At 66.0% G+C, this 25,833-nt stretch carries 21 protein-coding genes; 14 read left to right on the top strand and 7 right to left on the bottom strand.

Translation table 11 applies throughout. The annotated features are described in order from the left end of the window. Positions 1-23: 23 nt before the first annotated feature. Positions 24-950 (top strand): pyridoxal 5'-phosphate synthase lyase subunit PdxS, encoded by a 927-nt coding sequence (pdxS, locus tag ACIGJD_RS10850; RefSeq protein ID WP_142133717.1) that lies wholly within the window; start codon positions 24-26, stop codon positions 948-950. A 294-nt stretch (positions 951-1,244) separates the two neighbouring features. On the opposite strand, the gene ACIGJD_RS10845 is transcribed toward pdxS, so the two are convergent. Beyond that, on the bottom strand, positions 1,245-3,257 hold the full coding sequence (locus ACIGJD_RS10845) for a M3 family metallopeptidase (protein ID WP_483686207.1): 2,013 nt from the start codon (positions 3,255-3,257) through the stop codon (positions 1,245-1,247). A gap of 167 nt (positions 3,258-3,424) precedes the next feature. Here ACIGJD_RS10845 and ACIGJD_RS10840 point away from each other — a divergent pair, with 167 nt between their 5' ends. Further along, the gene (locus ACIGJD_RS10840; protein ID WP_483686206.1) at positions 3,425-4,798 is read left to right on the top strand and encodes a ferredoxin reductase family protein; all 1,374 of its coding nucleotides are present in this window, start codon (positions 3,425-3,427) and stop codon (positions 4,796-4,798) included. A gap of 87 nt (positions 4,799-4,885) precedes the next feature. Here ACIGJD_RS10840 and ACIGJD_RS10835 read toward each other — a convergent pair whose 3' ends face one another. Both ACIGJD_RS10835 and ACIGJD_RS10830 read right to left on the bottom strand, forming a co-directional pair. Next, complete coding sequence (locus ACIGJD_RS10835; protein ID WP_483689474.1) at positions 4,886-5,563, bottom strand: type 1 glutamine amidotransferase; 678 nt, start codon at positions 5,561-5,563, stop codon at positions 4,886-4,888. Between the two features lie 74 nt (positions 5,564-5,637). Continuing rightward, the gene (locus ACIGJD_RS10830) at positions 5,638-6,930 is read right to left on the bottom strand and encodes a MurT ligase domain-containing protein (protein WP_483686205.1); all 1,293 of its coding nucleotides are present in this window, start codon (positions 6,928-6,930) and stop codon (positions 5,638-5,640) included. Between the two features lie 90 nt (positions 6,931-7,020). Between ACIGJD_RS10830 and pdxT the strand changes: the two genes are divergently transcribed. The 9 genes from pdxT (at position 7,021) to ACIGJD_RS10785 (ending at position 16,996) form a co-directional block, all read left to right on the top strand. Beyond that, positions 7,021-7,731: a pyridoxal 5'-phosphate synthase glutaminase subunit PdxT gene (gene pdxT, locus ACIGJD_RS10825; RefSeq protein ID WP_483686204.1), complete on the top strand. Its 711-nt coding sequence runs from the start codon at positions 7,021-7,023 to the stop codon at positions 7,729-7,731. Between the two features lie 3 nt (positions 7,732-7,734). Beyond that, entirely contained in the window at positions 7,735-8,490 is a 756-nt protein-coding gene (locus ACIGJD_RS10820) for a YebC/PmpR family DNA-binding transcriptional regulator (protein ID WP_142133723.1), read from the top strand. A 65-nt stretch (positions 8,491-8,555) separates the two neighbouring features. Next, on the top strand, positions 8,556-9,134 hold the full coding sequence (ruvC, locus tag ACIGJD_RS10815) for a crossover junction endodeoxyribonuclease RuvC (protein WP_483686203.1): 579 nt from the start codon (positions 8,556-8,558) through the stop codon (positions 9,132-9,134). Positions 9,135-9,223: 89 nt separating this feature from the next. Further along, positions 9,224-9,868 carry a Holliday junction branch migration protein RuvA gene (gene ruvA / locus ACIGJD_RS10810; protein ID WP_483686202.1) on the top strand — a complete coding sequence of 215 codons (645 nt, stop codon included), beginning with the start codon at positions 9,224-9,226 and terminating at the stop codon, positions 9,866-9,868. Beyond that, on the top strand, positions 9,861-10,946 hold the full coding sequence (gene ruvB, locus ACIGJD_RS10805) for a Holliday junction branch migration DNA helicase RuvB (RefSeq protein ID WP_483686201.1): 1,086 nt from the start codon (positions 9,861-9,863) through the stop codon (positions 10,944-10,946). Before ruvA ends, ruvB begins: the two co-directional genes overlap by 8 nt. Positions 10,947-11,155: 209 nt before the next feature. Then, positions 11,156-11,563, top strand: coding sequence for a preprotein translocase subunit YajC (gene yajC / locus ACIGJD_RS10800; RefSeq protein ID WP_483686200.1), 408 nt, complete (start codon positions 11,156-11,158; stop codon positions 11,561-11,563). A gap of 100 nt (positions 11,564-11,663) precedes the next feature. Next, positions 11,664-13,421 carry a protein translocase subunit SecD gene (gene secD, locus ACIGJD_RS10795; protein ID WP_483686199.1) on the top strand — a complete coding sequence of 586 codons (1,758 nt, stop codon included), beginning with the start codon at positions 11,664-11,666 and terminating at the stop codon, positions 13,419-13,421. Beyond that, positions 13,421-14,437, top strand: coding sequence for a protein translocase subunit SecF (gene secF, locus ACIGJD_RS10790; protein WP_286397276.1), 1,017 nt, complete (start codon positions 13,421-13,423; stop codon positions 14,435-14,437). The genes secD and secF overlap by 1 nt, the downstream gene beginning before the upstream one ends. 168 nt (positions 14,438-14,605) lie before the next feature. Continuing rightward, on the top strand, positions 14,606-16,996 hold the full coding sequence (locus tag ACIGJD_RS10785) for a RelA/SpoT family protein (protein WP_200830712.1): 2,391 nt from the start codon (positions 14,606-14,608) through the stop codon (positions 16,994-16,996). Here ACIGJD_RS10785 and ACIGJD_RS10780 read toward each other — a convergent pair. From ACIGJD_RS10780 to ACIGJD_RS10770, 3 genes are all read right to left on the bottom strand, one after another. After that, positions 16,877-17,650, bottom strand: coding sequence for a hypothetical protein (locus ACIGJD_RS10780; RefSeq protein WP_483686198.1), 774 nt, complete (start codon positions 17,648-17,650; stop codon positions 16,877-16,879). The genes ACIGJD_RS10785 and ACIGJD_RS10780 overlap by 120 nt on opposite strands. A gap of 97 nt (positions 17,651-17,747) precedes the next feature. Beyond that, positions 17,748-19,259, bottom strand: a complete 1,512-nt coding sequence (locus tag ACIGJD_RS10775) for a DUF349 domain-containing protein (protein WP_483686197.1) — start codon at positions 19,257-19,259, stop codon at positions 17,748-17,750. Positions 19,260-19,325: 66 nt separating this feature from the next. After that, on the bottom strand, positions 19,326-20,144 hold the full coding sequence (locus tag ACIGJD_RS10770) for a peptidylprolyl isomerase (protein WP_142133731.1): 819 nt from the start codon (positions 20,142-20,144) through the stop codon (positions 19,326-19,328). 230 nt (positions 20,145-20,374) lie between these two features. Between ACIGJD_RS10770 and hisS the strand changes: the two genes are divergently transcribed. Beyond that, positions 20,375-21,745 (top strand): histidine--tRNA ligase, encoded by a 1,371-nt coding sequence (hisS, locus tag ACIGJD_RS10765; protein ID WP_483686196.1) that lies wholly within the window; start codon positions 20,375-20,377, stop codon positions 21,743-21,745. A gap of 28 nt (positions 21,746-21,773) precedes the next feature. Here the strand turns inward: hisS and ACIGJD_RS10760 are convergent, their stop codons facing one another. After that, positions 21,774-23,027, bottom strand: a complete 1,254-nt coding sequence (locus ACIGJD_RS10760) for an APC family permease (protein ID WP_483686195.1) — start codon at positions 23,025-23,027, stop codon at positions 21,774-21,776. Positions 23,028-23,124: 97 nt separating this feature from the next. On the opposite strand from ACIGJD_RS10760, the gene aspS reads away from it, so the two are divergent. Together aspS and ACIGJD_RS10750 are read left to right on the top strand one after the other, a co-directional pair. After that, positions 23,125-24,924 (top strand): aspartate--tRNA ligase, encoded by a 1,800-nt coding sequence (aspS, locus tag ACIGJD_RS10755; RefSeq protein ID WP_483686194.1) that lies wholly within the window; start codon positions 23,125-23,127, stop codon positions 24,922-24,924. A gap of 128 nt (positions 24,925-25,052) precedes the next feature. Beyond that, on the top strand, positions 25,053-25,829 hold the full coding sequence (locus ACIGJD_RS10750; RefSeq protein WP_483689473.1) for a GNAT family N-acetyltransferase: 777 nt from the start codon (positions 25,053-25,055) through the stop codon (positions 25,827-25,829). Positions 25,830-25,833 lie beyond the last annotated feature (4 nt).

The following is a 25,833-nucleotide window of genomic DNA, read 5'->3' as shown; positions in this document are numbered from 1 at the left end:
TCTGTCTACCCATAGGGGTTTTTGTGTCTACACCTGATGTAAGCAACGAGGCCGGTTCGTCCGCGAACAGCGTCACGGGCAGCAGCCGCGTGAAGCGTGGCATGGCCGAGATGCTCAAGGGCGGCGTCATCATGGACGTCGTCAACGTCGAGCAGGCCCGCATCGCCGAAGACGCCGGTGCCGTGGCGGTCATGGCGCTGGAGCGTGTTCCCGCCGATATCCGCGCCCAGGGCGGCGTGTCCCGCATGTCCGATCCCGACATGATCGACCAGATCATCGATGCCGTGTCCATCCCGGTCATGGCCAAGGCCCGCATCGGCCACTTCGTCGAGGCCCAGGTCCTGCAGTCCCTCGGCGTTGACTACATCGACGAGTCCGAGGTCCTGACCCCGGCCGACTACATCAACCACATCGACAAGTGGAACTTCAAGGTCCCCTTCGTCTGTGGCGCCACCAACCTCGGTGAGGCCCTGCGCCGCATCAATGAAGGCGCGGCCATGATCCGCTCAAAGGGCGAGGCCGGCACCGGCGACGTCTCCAACGCCACCGGCCACATGCGCAAGATCCGCTCCGAAATCGCCAAGCTCTCCTCCCTGCCCGAGGACGAACTGTACGTCGCGGCCAAGGAACTGCAGGCCCCCTACGAACTGGTCAAGGAAGTCGCTGCCGCCGGCAAGCTCCCCGTGGTCCTGTTCACCGCAGGCGGCATCGCCACCCCCGCTGACGCCGCCATGATGATGCAGCTCGGCGCCGACGGCGTGTTCGTCGGTTCCGGCATCTTCAAGTCCGGCAACCCTGCCCAGCGCGCCGCCGCCGTCGTCAAGGCCACCACCTTCTACGACGACCCCGACGTCATCGCCAAGGCCTCCCGCGGGCTGGGCGAAGCCATGGTGGGCATCAACGTCGACGAGATCCCCCAACCGCACCGACTCGCTGAGCGCGGCTGGTAATTCGTTTTTGGCGTCCTCTTGGGGCGCCAGGCGGCGCTGATCCTCTGCACGCTATTCCCCGCGCTCCGTTGGCGGCTTTGTCGCTGGTCAGGGCGCGGGGCCCCTTTTACGCGTGCTGCCGGATCACCCCCGCCTGGCGCTCGTGGTCGCCTTAGGTATTTATGACGACGCCGGTTCCTCACCCTTCTCGGTGGGGCACCGGCGTCGTCCGTTTTTATGTTGTTCTAACCGTCGATTGCTCCTTAAACGTCGTTTTCGGGACTCTAAACGACGTTTACGGAGCAATGGATGGGGTTAGTCCAGGCCGCGGCGCTTTAGCAGGGGCTCCAGCCGGGCGTCCCGTCCGCGAAGCGTCCGGAAGGAGTCCAGGGGGTCGCGGCTGTTGCCGCGGCTCAGGAGCTCCTGGCGGAAGCGATCGCCGTTGCTCCTGGTGAGACCGCCGTTCTCCGTGAACCAGTCCACCGTCTCGGCGTCCAGGACCTCGCTCCAGATGTAGGAGTAGTAGCCCGCCGCGTAGCCTGCCCCGGCGAATATGTGCTGGAAGTAACCGGTCCGGTACCGCGGCGGGATCAGCGGATGTGCAATTCCTGCCGCGGCGAGGGCCTTCGCCTCAAACTCCACGGCATCGTCCGGCACCTCACCCGGCTCCAGCGTGTGCCAGGCCAGGTCCAGCAAGGCCGCGCCCAGGTACTCCGTGGTGGCAAAGCCTTCACCCCACAGCCGTGATTCGTTGAGCCGGTCCACAATGTCCTGCGGAAGCGGCTCCCCAGTGACGTGGTGCCGGGCGTAGTTGGACAGCACCTGCGGCCACATGATCCACATCTCGTTGACCTGCGACGGATACTCGACGAAGTCCCGTGGCACAGCGGTGCCGGAGAAACGGGGATAGGTGACGTTGGAGAACAGGCCGTGCAGGGCGTGGCCGAACTCGTGGAAGAGGGTGCGCAGCTCGTCCAGGGTGAGCAGCGTCGGCTCTCCCGCAGGCGGTTTGGAAATGTTGAGCGTGTTGATCACCACGGGTTTGGTGCCCAGCAGGGCCGACTGGTCAACGAGCGAGTTCATCCACGCGCCGCCCCGCTTCGACGCACGCGCATAGTAGTCGCCGAGGAACAGGCCCAGGCTGGTGCCGTCCTCATTTCGGACTTCCCAGATGCGCACATCCGGATGGTACGCCTGGAGATCAGCCCTCTCCTGGAAGGTGATGCCGTACAGCGACGTGGCAGCAAAGAACACGCCGTCGGTAATGACCCGGTCCAGTTCGAAGTAGGGGCGGAGCGCCTGTTCGTCCACGTCGTACTTCTGCCGACGCACCATCGCGGAATAGTAGGCCCAGTCCCATGCTTCCAGCGGGTGGCCGGCAACCTCGGCCAGGGCTGCAGCCTCGGCGTCGGCGTTGCGGACGGCTGCCGGTGCCATCCGGCTAAGCATGGTCTGCACTGCCTCGAAGTCGGGCGCCGTCTGGCGGTCCGCCACCAGTTCGGCGTAGTTGGCGAAACCCAGCAGCTGCGCCTTTTCCGCCCGCAGCCCGGCCAGTTCCTTTGCGAGGTCCAGGACATCCAGGCTGCCGCGGTCACTGCCCCGGGCCATCGATGCTTCGAAGAGACGACGGCGGACGTCCCGGTTTTCGAGCGACGCCAGGGCAGGCTGGTTGCCGGGCTGGATCAGGGTGAGCAGGTATTTGCCATCGTGCCCGGCGGTGCGGGCAGCTTCCGCAGCGCTGGCGACGTCGTCGGCGGGCAGGCCCGCCAGGTCATGGGCGTCCTCCAGCAGGAGGGCCGCGGATGTCATTCCTTCTTTGACCCGTTGGCCGAATTCGGTGCCCAGCCGGGCCAGCCCGGCGTTGATGGCCCGCAGGCGTTCCTGGCCCGGTCCGTCCAGCTGGATGCCTGACTGGCGGAACTCCCTGAGGTACTCGTCCACCAGCCGGATGGATTCGGGGTCATGGCCGGCCGTATCAATGGCTGCAAAGCGCTCAAACAGCCTCCTGTTGAGGTACACCTCGTCCTGGTGGGCGGAAAACCGAGGCGACAGCACGGTTTCCAGTTCCCTGATCTGCTCAGACGCGTCTGCTGACACCAGGGTAAAGAATGCCGCCGCTGCCCGGTTCAGGAGTTGTCCGGAGCGTTCCATCGCGACGGCCGTGTTCTTAAACGTGGCCGGTTCGGCGTTGGAGGCGATGGCCTGAATTTCGTCCAGGTGCGCGGCCAGGCCCGCTTCGATGGCCTCGCCGTACTGCTCCGGCGTGACCGCCGTGAAGGGTGGAAGGCCGTAGGGCAGGGGACTGGCGGTGAGGAGGGGGTTCGTCATGGGGTAAACCTTTCACAGCGGGGCACGCTTCTCAATCACCGCCAATGGCAGCGTCCTCCCAGCCGGCATCCCTACAATTGCCGCTAGGGAGTCCAGCCAGGACTGCAACCAGTGCGCCCAGCAGGGCAAACGCCCAGTTCGGGAAATGACGAAGGAGACCGTGGCCCATGACCAAAGGTGGCACGAGGCCCGGGACCACCTTCCTGGGCATACCGTTCCGGTGGCTGGGTCCGGGCGTGGTCATGGTGCTCGTGGGGGCGTACGGCATCTTCTGGTATCTGGCGCGTCCCGAAAACGAGCCCCTCACGGGCTACATAGGGCAGCTTTTCGGCGGCGAGTCCGTGCTGCTGTATTCGATCGCACTGGTGCTGGTCAGTACCCTTCCCCTTGTCGAGCCTGTTTTCGGCGGCATTGACCACGCCGCCATCTGGCACCGCAGGGCGGCAATTACGGCAACTGTTTTGCTGCTGCCGCACATCGAACTCGCGGCCAACCCCGAGGCCACCAGCCTGGGAAAGACCCTGGCCGTGGTGGCCATCTGCGGCCTGGCGGCGCTGGTGGTGTGGGCAATCCTGCCGCGCTGGCGCACCATGCTTCCGGCACCCATCCGGCGGCTGGTGGTTACCGCTCTCCAGTCCAAGCCGGTCCAGGTGGCGGTCCGGCTGGTGGGCGGCTACGAGCGGTGGCGGGGCTTCCACCGCCTGACCGGCTTGTTCCTGGCCGCTGGATTCCTGCACGGCCTGCTCGATGCCAGTGCATTCGAAGCTGTGCCCGCGCTGCGTTGGAGTTACGTGGCCATCGGCGGAACGGGCCTGGTTTTCTATGCCTACCGGGAACTGCTGGCGCGCCGTTTCCTGCCGCATCACGACTATCAGGTGGCAGGGGTCAGGCCGGTTGCTGCCGACCTGGTGGAAGTAGCACTGCGTCCCCTGGGCCGCCCTTTGGCCTTCAAGCCCGGCCAGTTCGCAATGGTCTACCTCGAAACCGCCGACGGCTGGCAGCGGCACCCGTTCTCCATCTCAGGACCTGCCCCGGAGGGTGGAATCAGCATCACGGTCAAGGCACTTGGAGACCACACAACAAAGCTCCCCGACGTGGTCCAGCCAGGCATGCCGGCGGTTGTGGGTGGTCCCTATGGCCGTTTCGACCGGCACCGCGGCACCGCACACCAGATCTGGATTGCGGGAGGAGTGGGAATCACGCCGTTCCTCAGTTGGTTGCGGGCCCTGGATGCGGAGCCCGACCGGGAATTGGAGGAAGAGGTCCATTTCTTCGTCACCTCGGCAGGACGCTCTCCGTTCGCTGACGAGATTACCGCCGTCGCGGGGAAGCATCCCCGGCTTACCGTGCATCTGGTGGACACCGCGGCCGACGGCCGGCTCACCCCGGAAGAGGTCCTTGCCTCAGTGGGCACCGAACCGCGCCGCCTGTCGGTCTTCATGGGCGGTCCGGACGTCATGCTGCGCCAGTTCCGGAAGGCCTTCCAGGCGGCGGGCGTCCGGCGGGCCAACATCCACCGCGAATACTTCCAGTGGCGTTGAGGCGTCACTGAAGCGGCCCCAGTCGGGGAGCAGATCACTCCAGGGAGCGGTCAGTCCCGCATGCCATCCGGCAGGGCCCGTCCCAGCTCAGCGGGGGCGGCGGGCAGCGTGCTCCCGGGCCAGGACCGCGTAGGTGTCGTCCGGATGGCCGGGGGAGAAGCTGCCGAACTTGCGCTCTGCGGCGGTACGGATGAGGAAATCCGCGATGGCCGGATTCTTGGGCAGCAGCGAGCCATGCAGGTAGCTGGCAACGATGTTGCGGTAGCGGGCACCCTCATGGCCGTCGTTGCTGTTGTTTCCCGTACCCTTGGCCACCGTACCGAGCGGCCGGACCCCGTCGCCCAGCGTCGTCTGTCCGCTGTGGTTTTCGTAGCCCAGGACTTCGCCGAACTCCGTGGTTGCGACCTTGACGTTGCCGATCAGGCGCTCATCGGTGCCGTGCGTTTCCACGTCCAGGACGCCGATACCGGGGATGACAGAGCCCGTGCGGGTCTTGAAGAACCGTCCGAAGAGCTGGTAGAGGCCGCAGATGACCAGCATGGGCGCGCCGTCCTCGGCCAATTCCTTGAGTTCGCCGGCCCGGGCCTGCAGGTCGTCCTGGATCACCAGCTGCCCACTGTCCTGCCCCCCGCCGCCAACAATGATGTCCACGCCATCAGGGAAGGGATCGCCAACGTTGTACTCGAGCAGTTCCGGGGTGTACCCGTGCCACTGGATGCGGCGCTGCAGCACCAGCGCATTGCCCCAGTCGCCGTAAATGTTCATGTCGCGGGGATAGAGCTGGACCACGCGGATGGTGCCTTTGGACCCGCTGTCTACCGCCTCTGCTTGTGCCGGATTCACGAGACAACCTCCACGGTGGTGATTTTGGACAGTTCGCGGCGGATGGCCAGCATGGCTGTGTACGTGCAGAAGATCCTCTTGGGTTTGCCCTGGCCTTCCCTGATGAATGCTGTCAGTGCGGCGGGGATATCCGTTTCCACGGCTCCCACGGGAACCTGGTCGTACTGCAGCCGCAAGGCCATGTCATAGGCCCGCGACCCGGTGATCACGTCCACCCCGCCCTCGCGGAGGGAATCGAACTCCACGTCCCAGAGCCAGGACATGTCCCGGCCGTCCGCGTAGTTGTCGTTGATGGCGATCATGGTGGCGTAGCCGGCGGCAGGGAAGGATTTCAGGCCCAGCCGGAAACCGCTGGGGTTCTTCACCAGCACCAGGTCCAGCGGCTGGCCGTCCACAGTGAGGCTTTCACCACGGCCAAAGGCCGGTGCCACCTTGGACAAAGCCTCCAGCAAGGTGGCGTGGTCCGCCGTGGCAGCGCCCGCGCCGCAGATGCTGCGGGCAAGGGTGAGGGCCGCAGCCGCATTGAAGATGTTGTACACGCCGCGCAGCTTCATCGCCGTGGTGACCGTACCGCCGTCGTACTCAAACTCTGCGCTATCCGCGCCCACTTTCCGGAGCACGACGTCGGCAGCCGGCTTTTCCGGCAGGCCCGCCGGGGCGGGGCTTCCGGGAGCAGCCCGCATGTCATCGTCGTTGGGAAAGGTCCCCAGCAGGGAGTCGTCAAGGCCGAAGTACTTGACCTCCTGGCCCGTCAGGGTGTCCGCGATCCGCGCCACCCGGGGATCCTCACGGTTGAGGACGACTGTTCCGGTGGTCTTGGCGGCGATGTGCTGCAGGAGCTGCGCGGTCTTGTCGATCTCGCCAAAGCGGTCCAGTTGGTCGCGCAGCACGTTAAGGAGCAGGCAGTACCGGGGCGGAACACTGTTCACGAAGTGGACCGCGTGAGCTTCGTCGAGTTCCAAAACGGCTACGTCCGCGTCCAGCCTGCCGCGCCAGTCCACTTCACCCAGGAGGGCCGCCGCCACGCCCCGCGTGAAGTTGCTGCCGGTGCGGTTGGTGAAAACCTTGAGGCCCTGGCTTTCCAGCAGTTCTACCACCATTTTGGTGGTAGTGGTCTTGCCGTTGGTGCCGCTGACAACCGCCACACCGTGGGGCAGGGTGGTGAGCGTCCGCCGCATGAACCCGGGATCGATTTTTTCGACCACCAGGCCCGGCAGGGCGGACCCGCCGCCCCGCAGCCGGGACACCCTCCGGACCAGCTTGCCGAGCGGAACACTGTAGAAGACCATGTTTTGAATATATCCCAGCAGCGGCATGCAACCTCTGCGGGCAGGATGGCGGTGGCAATGGTCATACAGCCCGGGCCGTATGCTGGAAAGATGACAAACCCCCCATCTGCTGCCCAGGCGCGCGTGGGGTCAGGCCTGAAAATCGGCGTCCTGGCCCTCCAGGGCGACTTTCGTGAACACCTGCGTGCCGCGGAAGCCACGGGCGCCCAGGCTGTACCCGTGCGCCGCCCGGAGGAGCTCGACGGCCTGGACGGCCTCATTATTCCAGGCGGCGAGTCCACCGCCATCGATAAGCTGGCCCGGGCCTTCGACCTTGCCGACCCCCTTCGCAAGTACATCGGAGAGGGCCTGCCCGTATACGGCTCCTGTGCAGGCATGATCCTGCTCGCGTCCGACATCGCAGATCCGGCAACCGATCTCTCCGGTGCGCCCCAGCAGACCTTCGGCGGCCTTGACATCACTGTCCGCCGCAACGCCTTCGGCCGCCAGCGCGAGTCCTTCGAAACCGACCTGGACTTCAAGGGCCTCGATTTCAGCGCCACGGAATCGGGCGTGGATCCGGTGCATGCAGTTTTCATCCGCGGTCCTTGGGTGGAGCGGGTGGGAGAGGGCGTCGAGATCCTCGCGCAGGTGGAACCGGCAGACCCCGGCCAGGCCTCCCACGCCGCCCAGCTGCCGGGGGCGGCTAGAATTGTGGCAGTGCGTTCCGGCCAGCTGCTGGCCACCTCCTTCCATCCGGAAGTGACCGGCGAGAAACGCGTACACGAACTTTTTATCCGAATGATCAGAGGAGAAGCGTAAAGCATGTCAGGCCACTCCAAATGGGCTACGACCAAGCACAAAAAAGCCGTCATTGACGCCAGGCGTGCAAAGTCTTTCGCCAAGCTGATCAAGAACATCGAAGTCGCCGCCCGCATGGGTGGACCCGACATGGCCGGCAACCCCGGCCTCGAACTTGCGGTGACCAAGGCCAAGAAGACCTCGGTTCCCAACGACAACATCGACCGCGCCATCAAGCGCGGCGCCGGCCTCACCGGCGAAGTGGTGGACTACACCGAAATCATGTACGAGGCCCGCGGCCCGCAGGGTTCGGCCCTCCTCATCGAGTGCCTTACCGACAACAAGAACCGTGCAGCTTCCGAGGTCCGCCTGGCCATCTCGCGCAACGGCGGCACCATTGCCGACCCCGGTTCGGTCAGCTACCTCTTCACCCGCAAGGGCGTGGTGAACCTGCCCAAGAACGGCCTGAGCGAGGACGACGTCCTGATGGCCGTCCTCGATGCCGGAGCCGAGGAAGTCAAGGACAACGGGGAGACCTTCGAGATCCACTCGGAGCCGGGCGACCTGCAGGCCATCCGTGAAGCGTTGAAGGAAGCCGGCATTGAATACGACACGGACGAAGTTGAGTTCGTGCCCTCGATGCAGGTGGAGCTGGATGTTGACGGCGCCCGCAAGTTCCTGAAGCTGGCAGATGCCCTCGAGGACCTCGACGACGTCCAAAACGTGTACAGCAACGCCGACCTCAGCGACGACGTCCAGGCCGCCCTGGAATCCGAGTGACGTCCCGCGTTGCCCGCTAGTCCGCAGGAGTTGGCGCCGGGGTCCCTGGCCGGGGCGGAGTACAAGTGACCCTCCGTGTCCTGGGCGTTGATCCCGGCCTCACCCGGTGCGGTATTGGCGTGGTGGACGTTGAACGGAACCGGCGCGCCAGCATGGTGGCCGTCGGCGTCGTGGGCACGTCCCCGGACGAAACCCTCGATCGCCGGTTGCTGGTGATCGCCACGGCCATCGACGATTGGCTGGACCGCTACGAGCCGGAGGTCCTCGCCGTCGAACGCGTTTTCTCGCAGCTCAATGTGAGCACGGTGATGGGGGTGGCTCAGGCCTCCGGCGTGGTAATCGCGGCAGCCGCACGGCGGGGAATCCCGGTGGCCCTGCACACGCCGTCGGAGGTGAAGGCAGCTGTCACCGGCAGCGGGTCCTCCAATAAGGACGCTGTGACCAAGCTGGTCACCAAGATCCTCCGGCTGGACGCCCCTCCGCGGCCCGCCGATGCGGCCGACGCACTGGCGCTGGCCATCACGCATGCGTGGCGCGCCGGAAGCGGTGCCGCCGTGGCCACGACCGGTCCGGGCAGTTCTTCCCTGACACCGGCCCAGCGCGCGTGGGCCGAAGCGGAGGCGAAGGCGCGCCGCACACGCTGATTGTCCCTGCTGCTTGCTAGGGTATTCGTAGATATGTTCGGATAGCCGGGCCCCGCCTTTGGGGCCCGCAGTACCACGGGAGCCCGGCCTTGATCAGTTTCCTCCGCGGAACGGTAGCGCACGTTGGCCTGTCAACGGCCGTGATTGACCTCAACGGCGCCGGGATGAGCGTGTACGCCACCCCGCAGACCCTCAGCCGCCTCCGCGTCGGTGAAGAGGGAAAGGTGTTCACTTCGCTGATCGTGCGCGAGGACTCCCTGACGCTCTTCGGCTTCGCGGACGACGACGAGCGTGAGGTGTTTGACATCCTGCTGAGCGTCAGCGGCGTCGGCCCCCGGCTTGCCCTCGCCGTCCTGGCCGTCCACGATCCCGAGGCCATCCGCGTGGCGGCGCACACGGGAGACAGCAAGACCTTCACCAAGGTCCCCGGAATCGGCCCCAAGGTCGCCGGCCGGATCGTCCTGGAGCTCGCAGGCAAGCTCGTTCCGCAGGGAACCGCGCCCACTGCAGGGGCCGGCACCCCGGCCGAATCCGCCTGGAAGCCCCAGGTGGTGGCCGCCATGACCAGCCTGGGCTGGTCCGAAAAGGACGCCTCCGCCAGCATCGACAAAGCACTTGCCGACGAACCGGAAGTGTCCTTCCGCGGCAACGTTCCCGAGATCCTCCGCACCACGCTCCGGTGGCTGGGCCAGGACGGCGCACGCGCCGGCAACCGCGTAGGCACCCGTGGCTGAACCCTCATTGGTTGCCGCGGGGGAGGAGCCGGAAGAGCGCGCCATCGAGGCGGCGCTGCGGCCCAAGAACCTGGACGACTTCGTTGGCCAGCACCGGGTGCGCAAACAGTTGTCACTGGTGTTGCAGGCCTCCCGGATGCGCGGACGCACCGCGGACCACGTGCTGTTCTCAGGGCCGCCCGGCCTGGGCAAGACCACCCTCGCCATGATCGTTGCGGCGGAGATGAACGCCCCGCTGCGCCTCAGCAGCGGACCCGCCATCCAGCACGCGGGCGACCTCGCGGCCATCCTGTCCTCGCTCTCCGAAGGCGAGGTCCTGTTCCTCGACGAGATCCACCGCATGTCCCGGCCGGCCGAGGAAATGCTCTACATGGCCATGGAGGACTTCCGCGTCGACATCGTCGTGGGCAAGGGTGCGGGCGCCACCGCGATTCCACTGGAACTGCCGCCGTTCACCTTGGTTGGCGCCACCACCCGTGCGGGTCTGCTGCCGGGGCCCCTTCGCGACCGGTTTGGCTTCACCGGGCACCTGGAGTTTTACTCGGTCGAGGAACTGGAGCTGGTCCTGCGCCGTTCCGCGGGCCTGCTGGACCTGAAGGTCAATTCCGCGGGATTCGCCGAGATCGCCGGCCGGTCCCGCGGGACGCCGCGTATCGCCAACCGCCTGCTGCGCCGTGTCCGGGACTGGGCGCTGGTGCACGGCATCGAACAAATCGACTCCAGGGCCGCTTCCGCTGCCCTGGACATGTATGAAGTGGACAAGAAAGGACTGGACCGGCTGGACCGGGCCGTCCTGGAGGCCCTCATCACCAAATTCGGCGGCGGTCCGGTGGGCCTTTCCACCCTCGCCATTGCCGTGGGCGAGGAAACCGAAACGGTGGAAACCGTCGCCGAACCCTTCCTGGTCCGCGAAGGCCTGCTGGGCCGGACGCCCCGCGGCAGGATCGCGCTGGCGCCCGCATGGACGCATTTGGGCTACGCCATCCCGTCCAACGTCTTCGCGCAGGAGCAGTTGGACCTCTTCGATCCCGGCGTGGACGCTTCCGCAGCAGGGGAATGGGCTCCGGAGGGCCAATAGCAGGCTCCCTTCAGCTTTTCCCTTTAGACTGGTATGACGCCCGGCACGTTCGGGTCTTTGTTTCGCGGGTGGCCCTGACGCCCCCGTCGCTTGGGGAAGGAAAAGTCAGGCTCTCTGCCTGCATCACCAGCCCGCCCCGGCCGAAGCGAAGCCGACGTCGCTGGAAAACCAGCTGTACCAGAAAAAGAACGGAATTCCCCTTGGATCCAATGTCAATTCTCCTGTTCGTCATGCTCGGCGTGTTCATCTTCATGATGTTCCGCCGCAACAAGAAGACGCAGCAGCAGCAGGCAGAGCTCCAGTCGAAGTTTGGCCCGGGCGTGGAGGTCATGACCAGTTTTGGCCTTTTCGGCCGGATCGTGGACATCGACGAGGCCGACAACAAAGTCACCCTTGAACTTTCTCCGGGCAACCTTGCCACGGTCCACCGCCAGGCCGTCACCAAGGTCATCGAGCCTGCCGTGGAAACCCCCGCCGAGCCCGCCGCTGCTTCCCCAGTGGTACCGGACGATGCTTCCTCCCTCACCACCCCGGAGACCGGGAGCACCACCACCGGCGCGGAGACCCCGGAAGAAACCCTGAAGCGCCTCAACGACGAGGGCAAGAAGGACAGCTAGGCCCGCTGGCCCCTTTCCTCCCTCTACCGCTGCGGACCACCGCCGGCGCGGGCCACAGCCTGCGCCGGCGGTTCCTCCGCGAATAAGAGAAAGATCGACAATGGCACGAACTGGCCGCAAGAAGCCGGGGCTCCGCGTCCTGGTCTGGCTTGGCGTACTCCTGGCGGCTCTGACCGCCGTCCTGGCAGGCGGCACCATCGCCGGACAGGCCAGCTGGGCACCCAAACTTGCCCTTGACCTTGAGGGCGGCACCCAGATGATCCTCGCTCCCAAAGTGGAGGGCGGATCGGACATCAACGAGCAGCAGCTCAACCAGGCCGTGGCGATCATCCGCCAGCGTGTTGACGGCTCTGGCGTCTCCGAGGCCGAAATCAGCACCCAGTCCGGGCGCAACGTGGTGGTCAGCCTTCCCGGCACGCCCTCCGCCGAAACGCGGAACCTGATCCAGGCCTCCGCCGACATGAACTTCCGCCCCGTCCTGCTGAACGGCGACGGCGCAGCAGTGCCCCCGGAGAAGCAGACTCCAGAGGACCAGCTGCCCAAGCCGACGGCCGCCCCGGCCAACAGCAGCGACACCAACTGGATCACGCCGGAGATCTACAAGCAGTTCGAGGCACTGGACTGCAACAGCCCCGCCGCCGAAAAGTCCCAGCGGTCGGATCCCACCAAGCCGCTGGTCACCTGCGAGCCTGCCACTGACAAGTCCCCGGCAATCAAGTACATCCTGGGTCCGGTAGAGGTTAAGGGCAGCAACATTGTCACGTCCAGCTTCCAGCTGCAGCAGGGCGCGCAGGGTGCGGTGACCAATGACTGGGCCGTCAACATCCAGTTCGACGCCGACGGTACGGCGAAGTTCAAAGAGGTCACCGAGCGCCTGAACCAGTTCTACACGGCCGCCGGCGGGCAGTCGGGCAGCGACCCCAAGGCGCAGTTCGCCATCGTCCTGGACGACCAGGTCATCTCCGCGCCGCGGGCGCTGGCCGTCATCACCGACGGACGTCCGCAGATCACCGGCGGCTTCACCGAGCAGACCGCCAAGGCGCTGTCCGACCAGCTGAAGTTCGGCGCACTTCCCATCAGCTTCGACATCCAGAGCGAACAGCAGATTTCCGCCACACTGGGTGGGGAGCAGCTGCGTATGGGCCTGCTGGCCGGCCTGATCGGGCTCTTGCTCGTGGTGGTCTACTCGCTGTTCCAGTACCGTGCCCTGGGCTTCGTCACCATTGCGTCCCTGGTCGTGGCCGGTGCACTGACCTACCTCGCTATTGCCATCCTCGGCTGGACGGAAAACTACCGACTGTCCCTGGCAGGCGTCGCGGGCATTATCGTGGCCATCGGCCAGACAGCCGACTCGTTCATCGTCTACTTCGAACGCATCCGCGACGAACTGCGTGAAGGGCGCGGCCTGGTGTCCGCCGTCGAAAACGGCTGGAAGCGGGCCAAGCGCACCGTCCTGGCCTCCAAGGCGGTCAACCTGCTGGCCGCGCTGGTCCTCTACTTCGTCGCCGTGGGCAACGTGCGCGGGTTCGCCTTCACCCTGGGCCTGACCGCCATCGCCGACCTCATCGTGGTGTTCATGTTCACACACCCCACGCTGCAGCTTTTGGCCCGCACCCGCTTCTTCGGCGAAGGCCACAAGTTCTCCGGCCTGGACCCCGAACGCCTGGGCGCGGTGCCGCTGTACCGCGGTGCCGGGCGGATCCGGACCCCGGAGGACCGGCCTGTGGTGGTCCGCAGCAAGAACACGGGCGCGGCGGCCGAGGCCGAGCGCCGCATGACCATCGCCGAACGCCGCCTGGCAGAAAAGCAGGAACAGCTGGCTGGCTCGTCCAAGACGTCCGCGAAGGAGAACAAGTAATGTCAGGCTTCGCCACTTTCGGCAACGAGCTCTACTCGGGCAAGCGCTCCTACGACTTCGTCGGCGCCAAGAAGATCTGGTTCATCATTGCCGCCGTGGGCGTGGCGCTGTCCATCATCATTCCGGTGGCCAAGGGCGGCTTCAACCTCGGTATTGAATTCCGTGGCGGCTCTGAATTCACGGTCTCCAACGTCAAGACCACCGATGCCACTATCGGAGAAAAAGCCGTCACCGACGTTGTGTCCGGCAGTGTTCCGCGCGTGGCAAACGTGGCCGGCAACACCATGCGTATCCAGACGGACAAACTCACGGATGACGAGACCCTCAAGATCAAGCAGGGCCTCACCAGCGCCTATGGCGTTACGGACAATGAGGTAACGTCCACGTTCGTCGGCCCCACGTGGGGCGCTGACGTAACAAAGCAGGCGCTGATCGGCCTGGTGGTGTTCGTGCTGCTCGCGGCGCTCCTCATGGCCCTCTACTTCCGCACCTGGAAGATGTCCCTCTCGGCGCTTGCGGGCATGGCGGTGACCATGTTCATCACCGCCGGGGTCTACGCCCTCAGCGATTTTGAGGTGACCCCGTCGGCCATCATCGGCTTCCTGACCGTGCTCAGCTACTCCCTGTACGACACGGTGGTGGTCTTCGACAAGATCCGCGAGAACACCTCCGGCATTGACGCGTCCACGCGCCGGACCTTCGCCGAGGAGGTCAACCTGGCGGTCAACCAGACACTGGTGCGGTCCATCAACACCATGATGGTGGCCATCCTTCCCGTGGGGGCCATCCTGTTCATCGGGGCCGGACTCCTGGGCGCAGGCACCCTGCGCGACCTCTCCCTGGCACTGTTCGTCGGGATCCTGATCGGCACGGCGGCGACCATCTTCGTGGCCGCACCGATGTACGCATGGCTCCGCCAGGGCGAACCGGACCTGGTCAAGCAGGCGCGGCGCGTCGAACAGCGCCGTGCCGGGGCAGCGGAGCGGTCAGCTCCGGCAGCGCCGGCGAAAGCCTGACCGGCAACCGCGGAGCCTGACGGGCAGCCGCAGGCAGCTGTAAAGCCATCAAGGGCCGGGTGACGCAGACCTTGCGTCGCCCGGCCCTTGACTATTCTGTCCCGGTTATAAAAGTGGCCACCCGGAGGAATAGACTGGGGTAATTAAAACGTGGTGAGGGGTGCTTCATTGGAAGAACGTTCGGCGTCGGCGCCAACGGCACAGGAAGAAAAGAATCCTGCCGGTGTACAAGCCGGTGCGGCAGCGCCCGCGCGCCCTGGTTCCCTGGTTCCTGTTGACAACTCAGGATCCCGCGCCACGTTCCCCGGCCGCCGTGAGCGCACCCGTTCCCGCCTTGCCCGCCTGACCGGCCGTGGCACCGCCACTTACTCTCCCATTCTTGAGCCGCTGCTCCGCACGGTCCGCGCCAACAATCCCAAAGAGGACTTCGACCTCATCCAGCGCGCCTTTGACGTGGCGGAACGCAGCCACCGCGGGCAGAAGCGCAAGAGCGGGGACCCGTACATCACCCACCCCGTGGCCGTGGCCACCATTCTCGCTGAACTGGGCCTCAGCGGCACCACGCTGGCTGCAGCGCTGCTGCACGACACCGTGGAAGACACTCCCTACACGCTTGCTGACCTGAAACGGGACTTCGGGCCGGAAGTAGCCATGCTGGTGGACGGCGTCACCAAACTGGATAAGGTCAGCTTCGGCGAGGCTGCCCAGTCGGAGACCGTCCGCAAAATGGTCGTGGCCATGGCCAAGGACATCCGCGTCCTGATGATCAAACTGGCGGACCGGTTGCATAACGCCCGCACCTGGCGTTTCGTCTCCGCTGAATCCTCCGCCCGCAAGGCCCGGGAAACCCTGGAAATCTTCGCGCCGCTGGCCCACCGCCTGGGCATGAACACCATCAAATGGGAGCTCGAGGACCTTTCCTTCGCGGCGCTTTATCCCAAGGTGTACGAAGAAATCGTCCGGATGGTGGGGGACCGGACCCCCGAGCGGGAAAAGAGCCTGGGTGTCATCCGCGACCAGATCACCGAGGACCTGCGCGGCGCCAAGATCAAGGCCACCATTACCGGCCGGCCCAAGCACTACTACTCCATCTACCAAAAGATGATTGTCCGCGACAAGGACTTCGACGACATCAACGACCTCATGGGCGTCCGTGTCCTGGTGGACTCCGTCCGGGACTGCTACGCCGCCCTGGGCATCATGCACTCGCGCTGGAACCCGCTGCCCGGCAGGTTCAAGGACTACATCGCGATGCCGAAGTTCAACATGTACCAGTCCCTGCACACCACCGTCATCGGCCCGGGCGGCAAGCCGGTGGAGATCCAGATCCGCACGCATGAGATGCACCGCCGTGCCGAATACGGTGTGGCGGCACACTGGAAGTACAAGGACCAGCCCAACCGCACCGCCGTTGGTCCCGGAAGCCCCCGCGACGGCGACATGGGGTGGCTGCGGTCCCTGGTGGACTGGCAACAGGAGACGTCGGATCCCGGGGAGTTCCTGGACTCGCTGCGCTTCGAAATCAACGCCCGCGAAGTGTTCGTCTTCACCCCCAAGGGTGAAGTCATGGCCCTACCGGCGGGGTCGACACCGGTGGACTTTGCCTATGCGGTCCACACCGAGGTGGGCCACCGCACCATCGGCGCCCGGGTCAACGGCAAGCTGGTCCCGCTCAACAGCGAACTGAACCATGGCGACTGGGTGGAAATTTTCACCTCCAAAGCGGAGGGCGCAGGGCCCAGCCAGGACTGGCAGCACTTCGTCAAAAGCGCCCGGGCGCGCAACAAGATCCGACAGTGGTTCAGCAAGGAACGCCGCGAAGAGGCGATCGACCGCGGCAAGGAGCTGCTGACCCGCGCCATGCGGAAGCAGAACCTTCCGCTGCAGCGGCTGATGACGCATGAGGCCCTTGCTGCCGTGGCGGAGGAGTTCAAGTACGCCGACATCTCCGGCCTCTACGCCGGCGTGGGCGACGGACACACGTCCGCGCAGTCGGTCATGGAGAAGCTCATTGAAAGCCTGGGCGGCAATGAGAGTGCCGATGATGACGTCGAAGAGGTCAGCATCCCCACCCAGGTCACCAAGGCGCGCTTCTCCGACTCCGGTGTCGTGGTCCGCGGTGTAGGCGACGTCTGGGTCAAGCTGGCCCGCTGCTGCACTCCGGTTCCACCGGACCCGATCCTCGGCTTCGTGACCCGGGGCTCCGGTGTCTCCGTACACCGGACCGACTGCACGAACATCTCGGACCTGAAGGACCAGCCGGACCGGATCGTGGACGTGGACTGGGCGCCGACGCAGTCCAGCGTCTTCCTGGTGGAAATCCAGGTTGAGGCTCTGGACCGCAAGTCCCTGCTCTCCGACGTGACCCGCGTCCTGTCGGACAACCACGTCAACATCCTTGCGGCCAGCGTGCATACCTCCACGGATCGGGTAGCAATATCAAAGTTCGCTTTCGAGATGGGCGACCCCAAGTACCTCAGCCACGTGCTGAGCGCCGTGCGGCGGATCGACGGGGTGTTCGACGTCTACCGCACCACCGGGAACAAACGCCGGAGCTAGCAGGGCTAGTTTTTCCAGGGCCGCCCGCTTGTGGGGCACCCGGGGTGTCGCCTCGATGGCCCGGACCAGGAGACGCAGCTTCACGTCCTGCTGCGGCCGTGCCAGCAGCCCGGTGAGGGCGGGAACAGCGCGCTCCGGTTCCACGTGCAGGGCGATATCAAGGGCTGTCCGCAGGGGACTGGACACCATCAGCCCGCCGAGGCTGATCACGTCGAACGGGCCCAGCTTCACTTCATGCAAGGTACAGCCCCGCGTATTCCGCAGGCTGGATACCCTGCGCTTGGCGTCCACCAGCAGGGCCAGGCGGTCAGGTTCCGCTGCGCAGCCGTAGATCCAGGCCGCCGTCATCCGCCCCGCAACAACGCGCTGCCGTATTGCAGCCGGTACGGCCCCTGCCGCTGCCCGTGCGCGAAGCTGAGGAGACACAGGGATCCCGGGAAGCGTGTAGCCGTGCTGATGGAAGCGGGCCAGCAGGCCATCTGCAGCGAGGGACTGCAGCTCCGGACCGGCGAAGGGGCCACCGGGAGCGTAGAGTTCCGGAAAGCGGGGCGCTGCGCCGGCTTCCGCACCATTTTCCTGCCAGCCCACACGGGAAGCATGCGTGCGGGCTTCCCTGCCCGGGCCGGCGGCGGGTGGAGTTGGAGGAATGGCCATAGCCCCATCCTGCCCGGACGCCCTTAAACGGCACAGGCCCCGCCCGGGTTATGTGGATAACCGGAACGGGGCCTGGGCCCGTCAGCTCAGTGGGGTGTCAGGACAGCTCGCTGGCGGACCGCTGGATCTGGTCGAGCCAGGCCTGGCGGGCTTCGAGGGCTTCCTGGGCGGCCTTGATCTTGCGCTGGTCACCGCTCTTCTCGGCCTTTGCGAGGTCTTCCTGGAGCCCGGCGATGGCGGATTCCAGCTGTGACAGTGCACTGTTGGTGCGTGCCTTGCGCTCAGGGTTGGACCGCTGCCACTGCTCTTCCTCGGCGTGGCGCACGGCGTCCTCCACCTTCCGCAGCCCGGCTTCAATCCGCCCCATGTCCGCCCGCGGCACCTTGCCGGCCTCTTCCCAGCGGTCACGGATGGACTGCAGGGCCTTCTTAGCCGCAGCGAGGTCCTTCACGGGAAGAATCGTGTTGGCTTCGGCCAGCAGTGCTTCCTTCACGGTGAGGTTTGCCGCGTATTCCTGGTCGATTTCGTCGTTGGCAGCCTGGCGCGACGTGAAGAAGACGTCCTGCGCGGCGCGGAAGCGTGCCCACAGCGCGTCGTCGTCCTTGCGGCTGGCCCGGGGTGATGCCTTCCACTGGTCCATGAGCCGGCGGTACTCGCCGGCGGCGAAGCCCCAGTCCGTGGACGAGGACAGGGCTTCCGCTTCCGCGATCAGCTTCTCCTTGGCGGCCTTGGCCGCCGAGTTGTTGCTGTCCAGCTGGGAAAAGTATGCCCTGCGGTGGCGGTCGAAAACCGTCCGGGCAGCACGGAAGCGCTTCCAAAGGGCGTCCTCGTTGCTGCGGCCCAACCGCACGCCGCTCTTCTGGGCTGCCTTCCAGTTCTCGAAAAGCTCGTTCATCCGGGCGCTGGAAGTCTTCCACTGGGTTTGAGCGGGATCCTGGCCGGAAATCTGCTCCGCCTCGGCAACAATGGCTTCACGCGCTGCCAGCTCTGAGGCCCGCACGGCGTCGTGCTCGGCCTTTTCTGCCTTTTCCAGCTCCGTGATCTGGCCGGACAGCTTATCCAGGCGCGCCTCGGCAGACCGGAGGTCGCCCACCATGTTCCGCTCCGCAAGCTGCTCACGCAGGTGCGTCACCGTCTTCTGCATGTCGGTGCTGGGGGCCTTGGAGCTGACCCGCTGTTCCAGCAGCACGATCTGCGCCACGACGTCGTCGTACTTCCGCGCGAAGTACAGCAGGGCTTCGTCGTCGCTGACACCCGGGTACTGGCCGACGGGGTGCTCGCCGTCGTCGATCTTCAGGAAGACGTGGCCGTCCCCCTCCACCCGGCCCCACTTGGACGCCTCGGCCACCGAGGTGCTGGGGGCGGCGGGAGCCGGTGCGGCCGCCGGTGCGGTGGCTGCAGGCTTGGGCCTGGAGGCGAAAGCGGCTGGAGACGGTGCAGACGGCCGGGGCCCGGGAGCCGGCGCAGGTGCCGATGGCGCTGCCGGGGCCTCAGGCGCGGCAGCCGACTGCTCGGCATTCGCATCAGGACCGGCAACCTCGCCGGGGGCAGGAGCTGCCGTTTCGGTCAGGTCTGTTGCTGTTTCGTCGGATTTCTGACTGTCTGTCACCGCTAAAAGTCTTTCGCTTGGAGGGAAATACTCACGTACTCACCGTGGCCAGTCCGGCCCGGCTTCCTACTTCAGAGAAAACGAGTCTATCGTGACTGGTTGTTTTGGCGCGCCGTCCGTGTCGCTGGCTCCCGGCGTGATTCCTGCGGCCGCGATGGTGGTGACGACGTCGAGCCCGGAGGTCACCTTTCCTACAACGGTGTAGCCCCCGGCGGCGTCGGCCGGGATGACCGTGTCCTTGTAGACAATGAAGAACTGTGTTCCGTTGCCGTACGCGTTGTTGCCCGTGCGGGCCACTGCGATGGTGCCGGCCGGGTAGGTGTTGTCGGCCGGGGTGTTCTCGAGCGGACCCCACGTGTAGTTCGGGTCGCCCTGGCCGTCCCCCTTGGGGGAACCGCACTGCAGGACGCCGAACTTGTCTGCCGTGGTGAGCCGATGGCACGTTTTGCCGTTGAAGTAGCCTTCGTCGCTCAGGGACTTGAAGACGGCGGCCGCCTGCGGGGCCTTGGTCCCGTCCACTTCCACGCCCAACGGGCTGCCGTTCAGCAGCAGCTGGCCGGAGAACGTTTTGCCGGCCGCCGTGTCCGCAGCCGGGATGTTCGGCCCGTTGGTTGCCGGTGCGGACGGCGTGGGGGAGGAGCTTGCGGAAGCGGACGGTTCCGTCAGCCCCGCCTGCGCGGCAGCGTATTCGTCCTCCGTGGGATTGCCGGCGAACGCAGTGAGTTGGAGGACGACGGCGAGCACCACGGCGGCGGCCCCGGCACCGGCGGCGACGAGATTGTCGCGCTGACGCCGCTTTTCCTGGCCGCGCCGGAGCTCACGCTTGGCTTCCATCTGTTGGATGCGCCGTTTTGTTTCGCGTGCACTGCGTGAACTGGCCGCCAAGGGTCCTCCTCATCGTCGGGCTGCTGATGCCCGGCGGTTGGCCGCAGGGCGCAGGTGTCAGGGGCCAGTCTTCGCGGGTCCGCTGCATTAGAGATGCACACGGATGACGCATAAACTGGCTGCCGCACATAGTTTATGCACGGCTGGCTGTGCTGCCGCCGCATGCCACCTTTGAGGGGCGCGGGGCGGCAGTTCCGGCGCACCTTCCATTCCTAAGGAGAACCTTCCCCATGGCACGCACCGCCTCCCTGTCCGGATTCCCCGAGTGGCTTCCCGAGGAGCGGCTGGTGGAGCTGCATGTGCTCGATACCCTGCGCAGGGTTTTTGAACTGCACGGCTTTGGCTCGATCGAGACCCGCGCCGTGGAAACGGTGGGCCAGCTGCTCCGGAAGGGTGAGATCGACAAGGAAGTGTACGGCCTGAGTCGGCTGCAGGAGGATGAAAGCGAAAACCCCGTCAAAGGCGGCAAGGCCGATCCCAACGCGCTTGCCCTGCACTTTGACCTGACGGTTCCGTTCGCCCGGTATGTCGTGGAGAACGCCGGCTATTTGTCCTTCCCGTTCCGCCGCTACCAGATCCAGAAGGTGTGGCGCGGCGAGCGGCCCCAGGAAGGGCGGGCCCGCGAATTCACCCAGGCGGATATCGACGTGGTGGGCGACGGCGAGCTTCCCTTCCGCTACGACGTCGAGATCGCGCTGGTCATCGCCGAGGCACTCAGCGCCCTGCCCATCCCCGACTTCCGCCTCCGGATCAACAACCGCAAGCTGGCCGAAGGCTTCTACCGCGGCATCGGACTCGACGACACCGCAGGCGTGCTGCGCAGCATCGACAAGCTGGAGAAGATCGGCCCCGAAAAGGTCGCAGAGCTGCTGAAAACAGAGCTGGGCGCCACGGACCAGCAGGCCGCCAAAGCCCTGCAGCTGGCTGCCATCCGCACCGAGGACACCTCCTTTGTGGCCCAGGTCCGGGCCTTGGGCGTCAGAAACGAACTCCTTGATGAAGGCCTGGACGAACTGGAACAGGTGATTGATGCGGCCGTCCAGCGGGCACCGGGCAAGGTCCTGGCGGACCTCAGCATCGCCCGCGGCCTGGACTACTACACGGGAACCGTGGTGGAAACCGTCCTGGTGGGCCACGAACAGCTGGGTTCCATTTGCTCCGGCGGCCGCTACGACGCACTGGCGTCCAAGGGCAACCGCAAGTTCCCGGGCGTCGGCCTCTCCATCGGCGTCACCCGCCTGGTGTCCCGGATCCTGAGCCAGGACCTGGCCAAGGCTTCCCGTTCGGTTCCCACCACCGTCCTGGTGGCCCTGAACCATGACGACAGCTGGGGAGCGGCCCAGGACGTCGCCGCCCTGCTGCGGAGCCGGGGGATTCCCACGGAGGTTGCGGCCAAGGCGGACAAATTCGGCAAGCAGATCAAGTTTGCGGACCGGCGGGGCATCCCCTTCGTGTGGTTCACGGAGGAGGACGGCACCCACCAGGTCAAGGACATCCGCACCGGCGAACAGGTGCTGGCTGCCCCCGAAACCTGGATGCCGCCGCTGGAGGACCTCACGGTTCAGGTTGAGACAACCGCCCCTGCACCGGCCTCGGTATAGCCACCCGGCATACGGCCGGGCCTGGTACCTACGGTTGCGGCTGGTGCTGCCGGAAACGCAGCACCAGCCAGCGCCCGGCCACCCCCGCTGCGAGGACCGCCGCCATGGTCAGGACGGATGCGGCCGGCAGGGTGAAGGCAAGTACCACGCACCCCAGGAACCCAACGGCATTGAGCCAGCGTGGAGCGTAGCCGGGGTGCGTCGCGAGCGTGTAAGCGGACGCATTCGCAATCGCGTAGTACATCAGCACGCCAAAACTTGAAAAGCCCACCACGGTCATCACGTCGGTGGTCAGCAGGAGCAGGATGACGACGGCGGCCACGGCCAGTTCCGCGACGAACGGAACGGTGTGGCTGCCGCCCACCTTTGCCAATGGTCCGGGAAGGTCACGTTCCCTCGCCATGGCCAGTGTTGTCCTGCCCACCCCGGTGATAAGTGCAAGCAGGGCGCCCAGGCAGGCGGCGGCCGCTCCGGCCTGCACCAGCGGCGCGCCCGCGGCCAGGCGGGAGTCCAGCACTGCGTCCAGCAGTGGTGTCCGGGTGGCGGCAAGCCGGTCCCCGAGGTGGGCGAACAGGAGCAGGGCCAGTACCAGGTAGATGGTGAACGCTGCTGCCAGGGCTGCGAGGATGGCCCGCGGGATAGCCCGGGCAGGGTTCCTGACTTCTTCGCCCAACGTGGCGATCCTGGCATAGCCGGCGAAGGCGAAGAACATCAGTCCGGCGGCGGGCAGGACACCGCCTGCATCGCCGGACGCAGCCCCTGCCGTTGCCGTCACCGGGTGCGGCCCCAGCACTGCTGCGACGGCAACGAAAACCAGTGTTGCCAGGACCATGCACAGCAGGATCCGGGTGAGCAGTGCGGTCCTGGTGATGCCCAGCAGGTTGACGCCGGTCAGCACCACAACGGCGGCGATGGCCACGGGAACAGCAAAAGCCGGTGCCACGTAGCTGCCGAAGGTCAGCGCCATGGCCGCGCAGGAGGCCGTCTTGCCCGTCACGAAACCCCAGCCGGCCAGGAAGCCGGGCCATTCGCCCAGTTGCTTACGGCCATAAATATAGGTTCCGCCGCTGGTGGGATACTTTGCGGCCAGGGCTGCGGAAGCCACTGCATTGCAGTAAGCCACGACGCCCGCAACCACCACGGCCAGGACCAGCAGCTTTCCGGCCAGGGCGGCGGCGGGGGCGAACACCACAAAGACGCCTGCACCCAGCATGGAACCAAGTCCGATGGCGGTGGCATCAAAGGTTCCGAGCCGGCGTTGCAGCTGCTGCGGTTCGCTCATGCGGCGGCAGTCCCTTTCCAGCGGGTAAACTCGGACGGGATCGTTCCCGCAACGATCATATTGAACTTCCCACTGTTTTCCCGCAGAAAGGCGTGCTGTGCTGCGCACACATGACCTCGGATCCCTTCGTTCCGAGCACATTGGACAAACCGTAACCCTGGCCGGCTGGGTGGGCCGCCGTCGTGATCACGGTGGTGTGGCATTCGTGGACCTGCGCGACGCTTCCGGCGTGGCCCAGGTGGTGGTGCGCGAGGAAGAAGTGTTCCATGGGCTGCGCAACGAGTATGTCCTGCAGGTCACAGGCACGGTGTCCCGGCGTCCGGAGGGCAATGAAAATCCCGCCCTGGCTACCGGTGAGATCGAGGTCATCGCCGAGGACGTCACCATCCTGAACACGTCCGACCCGCTGCCCTTCCAGATCGACGAGCACGTGGAAGTCGGCGAGGAAGCCCGCCTCAAGCACCGCTACCTGGACCTGCGCCGCCCCGGCCCCAGCCGCAACCTGCGGCTCCGCTCCGAGGCCAACCGGGTGGCGCGCGACCTGCTCCACCAGGAAGGCTTCGTGGAGATCGAGACGCCCACGCTGACGCGTTCGACGCCGGAGGGCGCCCGTGACTTCCTGGTTCCGGCACGCCTGGCCCCGGGTTCCTGGTACGCCCTGCCGCAGTCCCCGCAGCTTTTCAAGCAGCTGCTGCAGGTGGGCGGCTTCGAGAAGTACTACCAGATTGCCCGCTGCTACCGGGACGAAGACTTCCGCGCGGACCGGCAGCCGGAATTCACCCAGCTGGACATCGAGGCCAGCTTCGTGGACCAGGACGACATCATCCGGATCGGCGAAAACATCGTCAAAGCGGTATGGCAGCTCATCGGGGTGGAGATTCCCACGCCCATCCAGCGCATCACCTACGCTGACGCCATGGCACGGTACGGCTCGGACAAGCCGGACCTCCGCTTCGGCCAGGAGCTCACCGAGCTCACCGAATTCTTCAAGGACACCAACTTCGGTGTGTTCAAGGCACCCTACGTGGGCGCCGTCGTCATGCCCGGTGGCGCTTCGCAGGCGCGCCGCGCCCTGGACGCGTGGCAGGAATGGGCCAAGCAGCGGGGCGCCAAGGGCCTGGCCTACGTGCTGTACAAGGAAGACGGCGAACTCGCCGGTCCTGTGGCCAAGAACCTCACCGACATCGAGCGCGCCGGTCTGGCTGACGCGGTTGGCGCCAAGCCGGGCGACTGCATCTTCTTCGCCGCAGGCGAGAAGACCCCGTCGCGTGCCCTGCTGGGTGCAGCCCGCGTGGAGATCGGCCACCGCACCGGCCTGATCGACCCCACCGACTGGGCGTTCTGCTGGGTGGTGGACGCCCCTATGTTCGAGCCGGCTGCCGCCGCGGTCGCTTCCGGTGATGTCGCTGTCGGTGGAGGCCAGTGGACAGCCGTCCACCACGCGTTCACTTCGCCCAAGCCCGAATTCCTGGACACTTTCGACAAGGACCCGGAGTCGGCACTTTCCTACGCCTACGACATCGTCTGCAACGGCAACGAAATCGGCGGCGGCTCCATCCGTATCCACCAGCGTGAAGTGCAGGAGCGCGTCTTTGAGCTGATGGGCCTGGACAAGGAGGACGCGCAGACCAAGTTTGGCTTCCTGCTCGAAGGCTTCAAGTACGGCGCGCCTCCGCACGGCGGCATCGCGTTCGGCTGGGACCGTGTTGTCTCGCTGCTGGCCGGAGTGGAGTCCATTCGTGACGTTATCGCCTTCCCGAAGTCCGGCGGCGGCCACGACCCCCTCACCGAGGCTCCGGCCCCCATCACGCCGCAGCAGCGCAAGGAAGCAGGCGTTGATTTCAAGCCGGAGGCCAAAAAGCCGGAAGAGAAGAAGAAGCCCGAAGACAAGCAGTAGTAGTACCCGCGGCCCGAGGCCGTGACAGTGCAAGAGGTTCCCCGGTCCGCCGGGGGACCTCCTGCCGTTAAGGAAGGATGAATCCGGTGGATATCCCAAAGCCGGCACCCACGGAGGTTGAATTCGCCATGCTCGAGGCCGCCATGGACGCCGCCTGGCCCGCCTTGGAACGGCATACTGCCGGTGGCTGGGTCCTCCGGGCAGCCGCCGGCGTAACCCAGCGGGCCAACTCGATCTGGCCGAGGGGCGCCGCCCACCACTCGGATCAAGATCTTCCCGCGCTGCTGCGCCAGGCGCGGTCCTGGTACCGCAGCCGCCGCTTGCCGGTCATCTTCCAACTGTTTGACGGCCCCGCTGCGGCGGAACTGCACGGAGCTCTTGACGCGGAGGGCTTCACCCGACAGTCCGAGACCCTGGTGATGACCCGCGGCGCCACCCAGGTTCCTGGTCCTGCAGCCACCCGGGGCACCCCGGCTGTGGAACTCTCACCGGAGCCATCGGAGGAGTGGCTCCAGGTCTGGTGGCAGGTGGACGGCCGCGGCGGGGAGGCCGCCAGGGCCGCCGCCCAAAAAATCCTTGAAGGCTGCCCCTCCGTCTACGCCCTGGCGAGGGACAACGAGGGCCGGCCCGCCGCCGTCGGGCGCCTTGCGCTTCCCACAGGCACCAATCAGGGCGGCCTGTACTGCATGGCCACCCTGCCGGAAGCGCGCCGCCGAGGCTTCGCGTCAGCGATCCTCGGGTCGCTGCTGCAGGCCGGTAACCACCGGGGCGTGACGGGCTTCTGGCTGCTGGTGACCGCAGCAAACCCCGGCGCGCAGGAGTTGTACGCCAAGGCCGGGTTCGAGGAAACCGGCCGCTACCTCTACCGGCAGGAACGGCCCCGCCGGGCCCCCGCTGGCTGCTGAGCCA

The organism is Arthrobacter sp. E1SS-5 (genome assembly GCF_057073715.1).
Note: the sequence above shows the minus strand (reverse complement) of the source record. Positions and strands in the feature narration are given on the sequence as shown.

Excerpts from the sequence above, each read along its gene's own strand:
- ACIGJD_RS10780 (WP_483686198.1), bottom strand. The coding sequence starts at position 17,650 with ATGGCCATTCCTCCAACTCCACCCGCCGCCGGCCCGGGCAGGGAAGCC.
- secD (WP_483686199.1), top strand. The coding sequence starts at position 11,664 with ATGGCACGAACTGGCCGCAAGAAGCCGGGGCTCCGCGTCCTGGTCTGG.
- ACIGJD_RS10835 (WP_483689474.1), bottom strand. The coding sequence starts at position 5,563 with ATGAACATTTACGGCGACTGGGGCAATGCGCTGGTGCTGCAGCGCCGC.
- secF (WP_286397276.1), top strand. The coding sequence starts at position 13,421 with ATGTCAGGCTTCGCCACTTTCGGCAACGAGCTCTACTCGGGCAAGCGC.
- ACIGJD_RS10750 (WP_483689473.1), top strand. The coding sequence starts at position 25,053 with ATGCTCGAGGCCGCCATGGACGCCGCCTGGCCCGCCTTGGAACGGCAT.
- ACIGJD_RS10840 (WP_483686206.1), top strand. The coding sequence starts at position 3,425 with ATGACCAAAGGTGGCACGAGGCCCGGGACCACCTTCCTGGGCATACCG.
- yajC (WP_483686200.1), top strand. The coding sequence starts at position 11,156 with ATGTCAATTCTCCTGTTCGTCATGCTCGGCGTGTTCATCTTCATGATG.
- pdxT (WP_483686204.1), top strand. The coding sequence starts at position 7,021 with ATGACAAACCCCCCATCTGCTGCCCAGGCGCGCGTGGGGTCAGGCCTG.
- hisS (WP_483686196.1), top strand. The coding sequence starts at position 20,375 with ATGGCACGCACCGCCTCCCTGTCCGGATTCCCCGAGTGGCTTCCCGAG.
- ACIGJD_RS10760 (WP_483686195.1), bottom strand. The coding sequence starts at position 23,027 with ATGAGCGAACCGCAGCAGCTGCAACGCCGGCTCGGAACCTTTGATGCC.
- ACIGJD_RS10845 (WP_483686207.1), bottom strand. The coding sequence starts at position 3,257 with ATGACGAACCCCCTCCTCACCGCCAGTCCCCTGCCCTACGGCCTTCCA.
- ACIGJD_RS10820 (WP_142133723.1), top strand. The coding sequence starts at position 7,735 with ATGTCAGGCCACTCCAAATGGGCTACGACCAAGCACAAAAAAGCCGTC.
- ACIGJD_RS10830 (WP_483686205.1), bottom strand. The coding sequence starts at position 6,930 with ATGGTCTTCTACAGTGTTCCGCTCGGCAAGCTGGTCCGGAGGGTGTCC.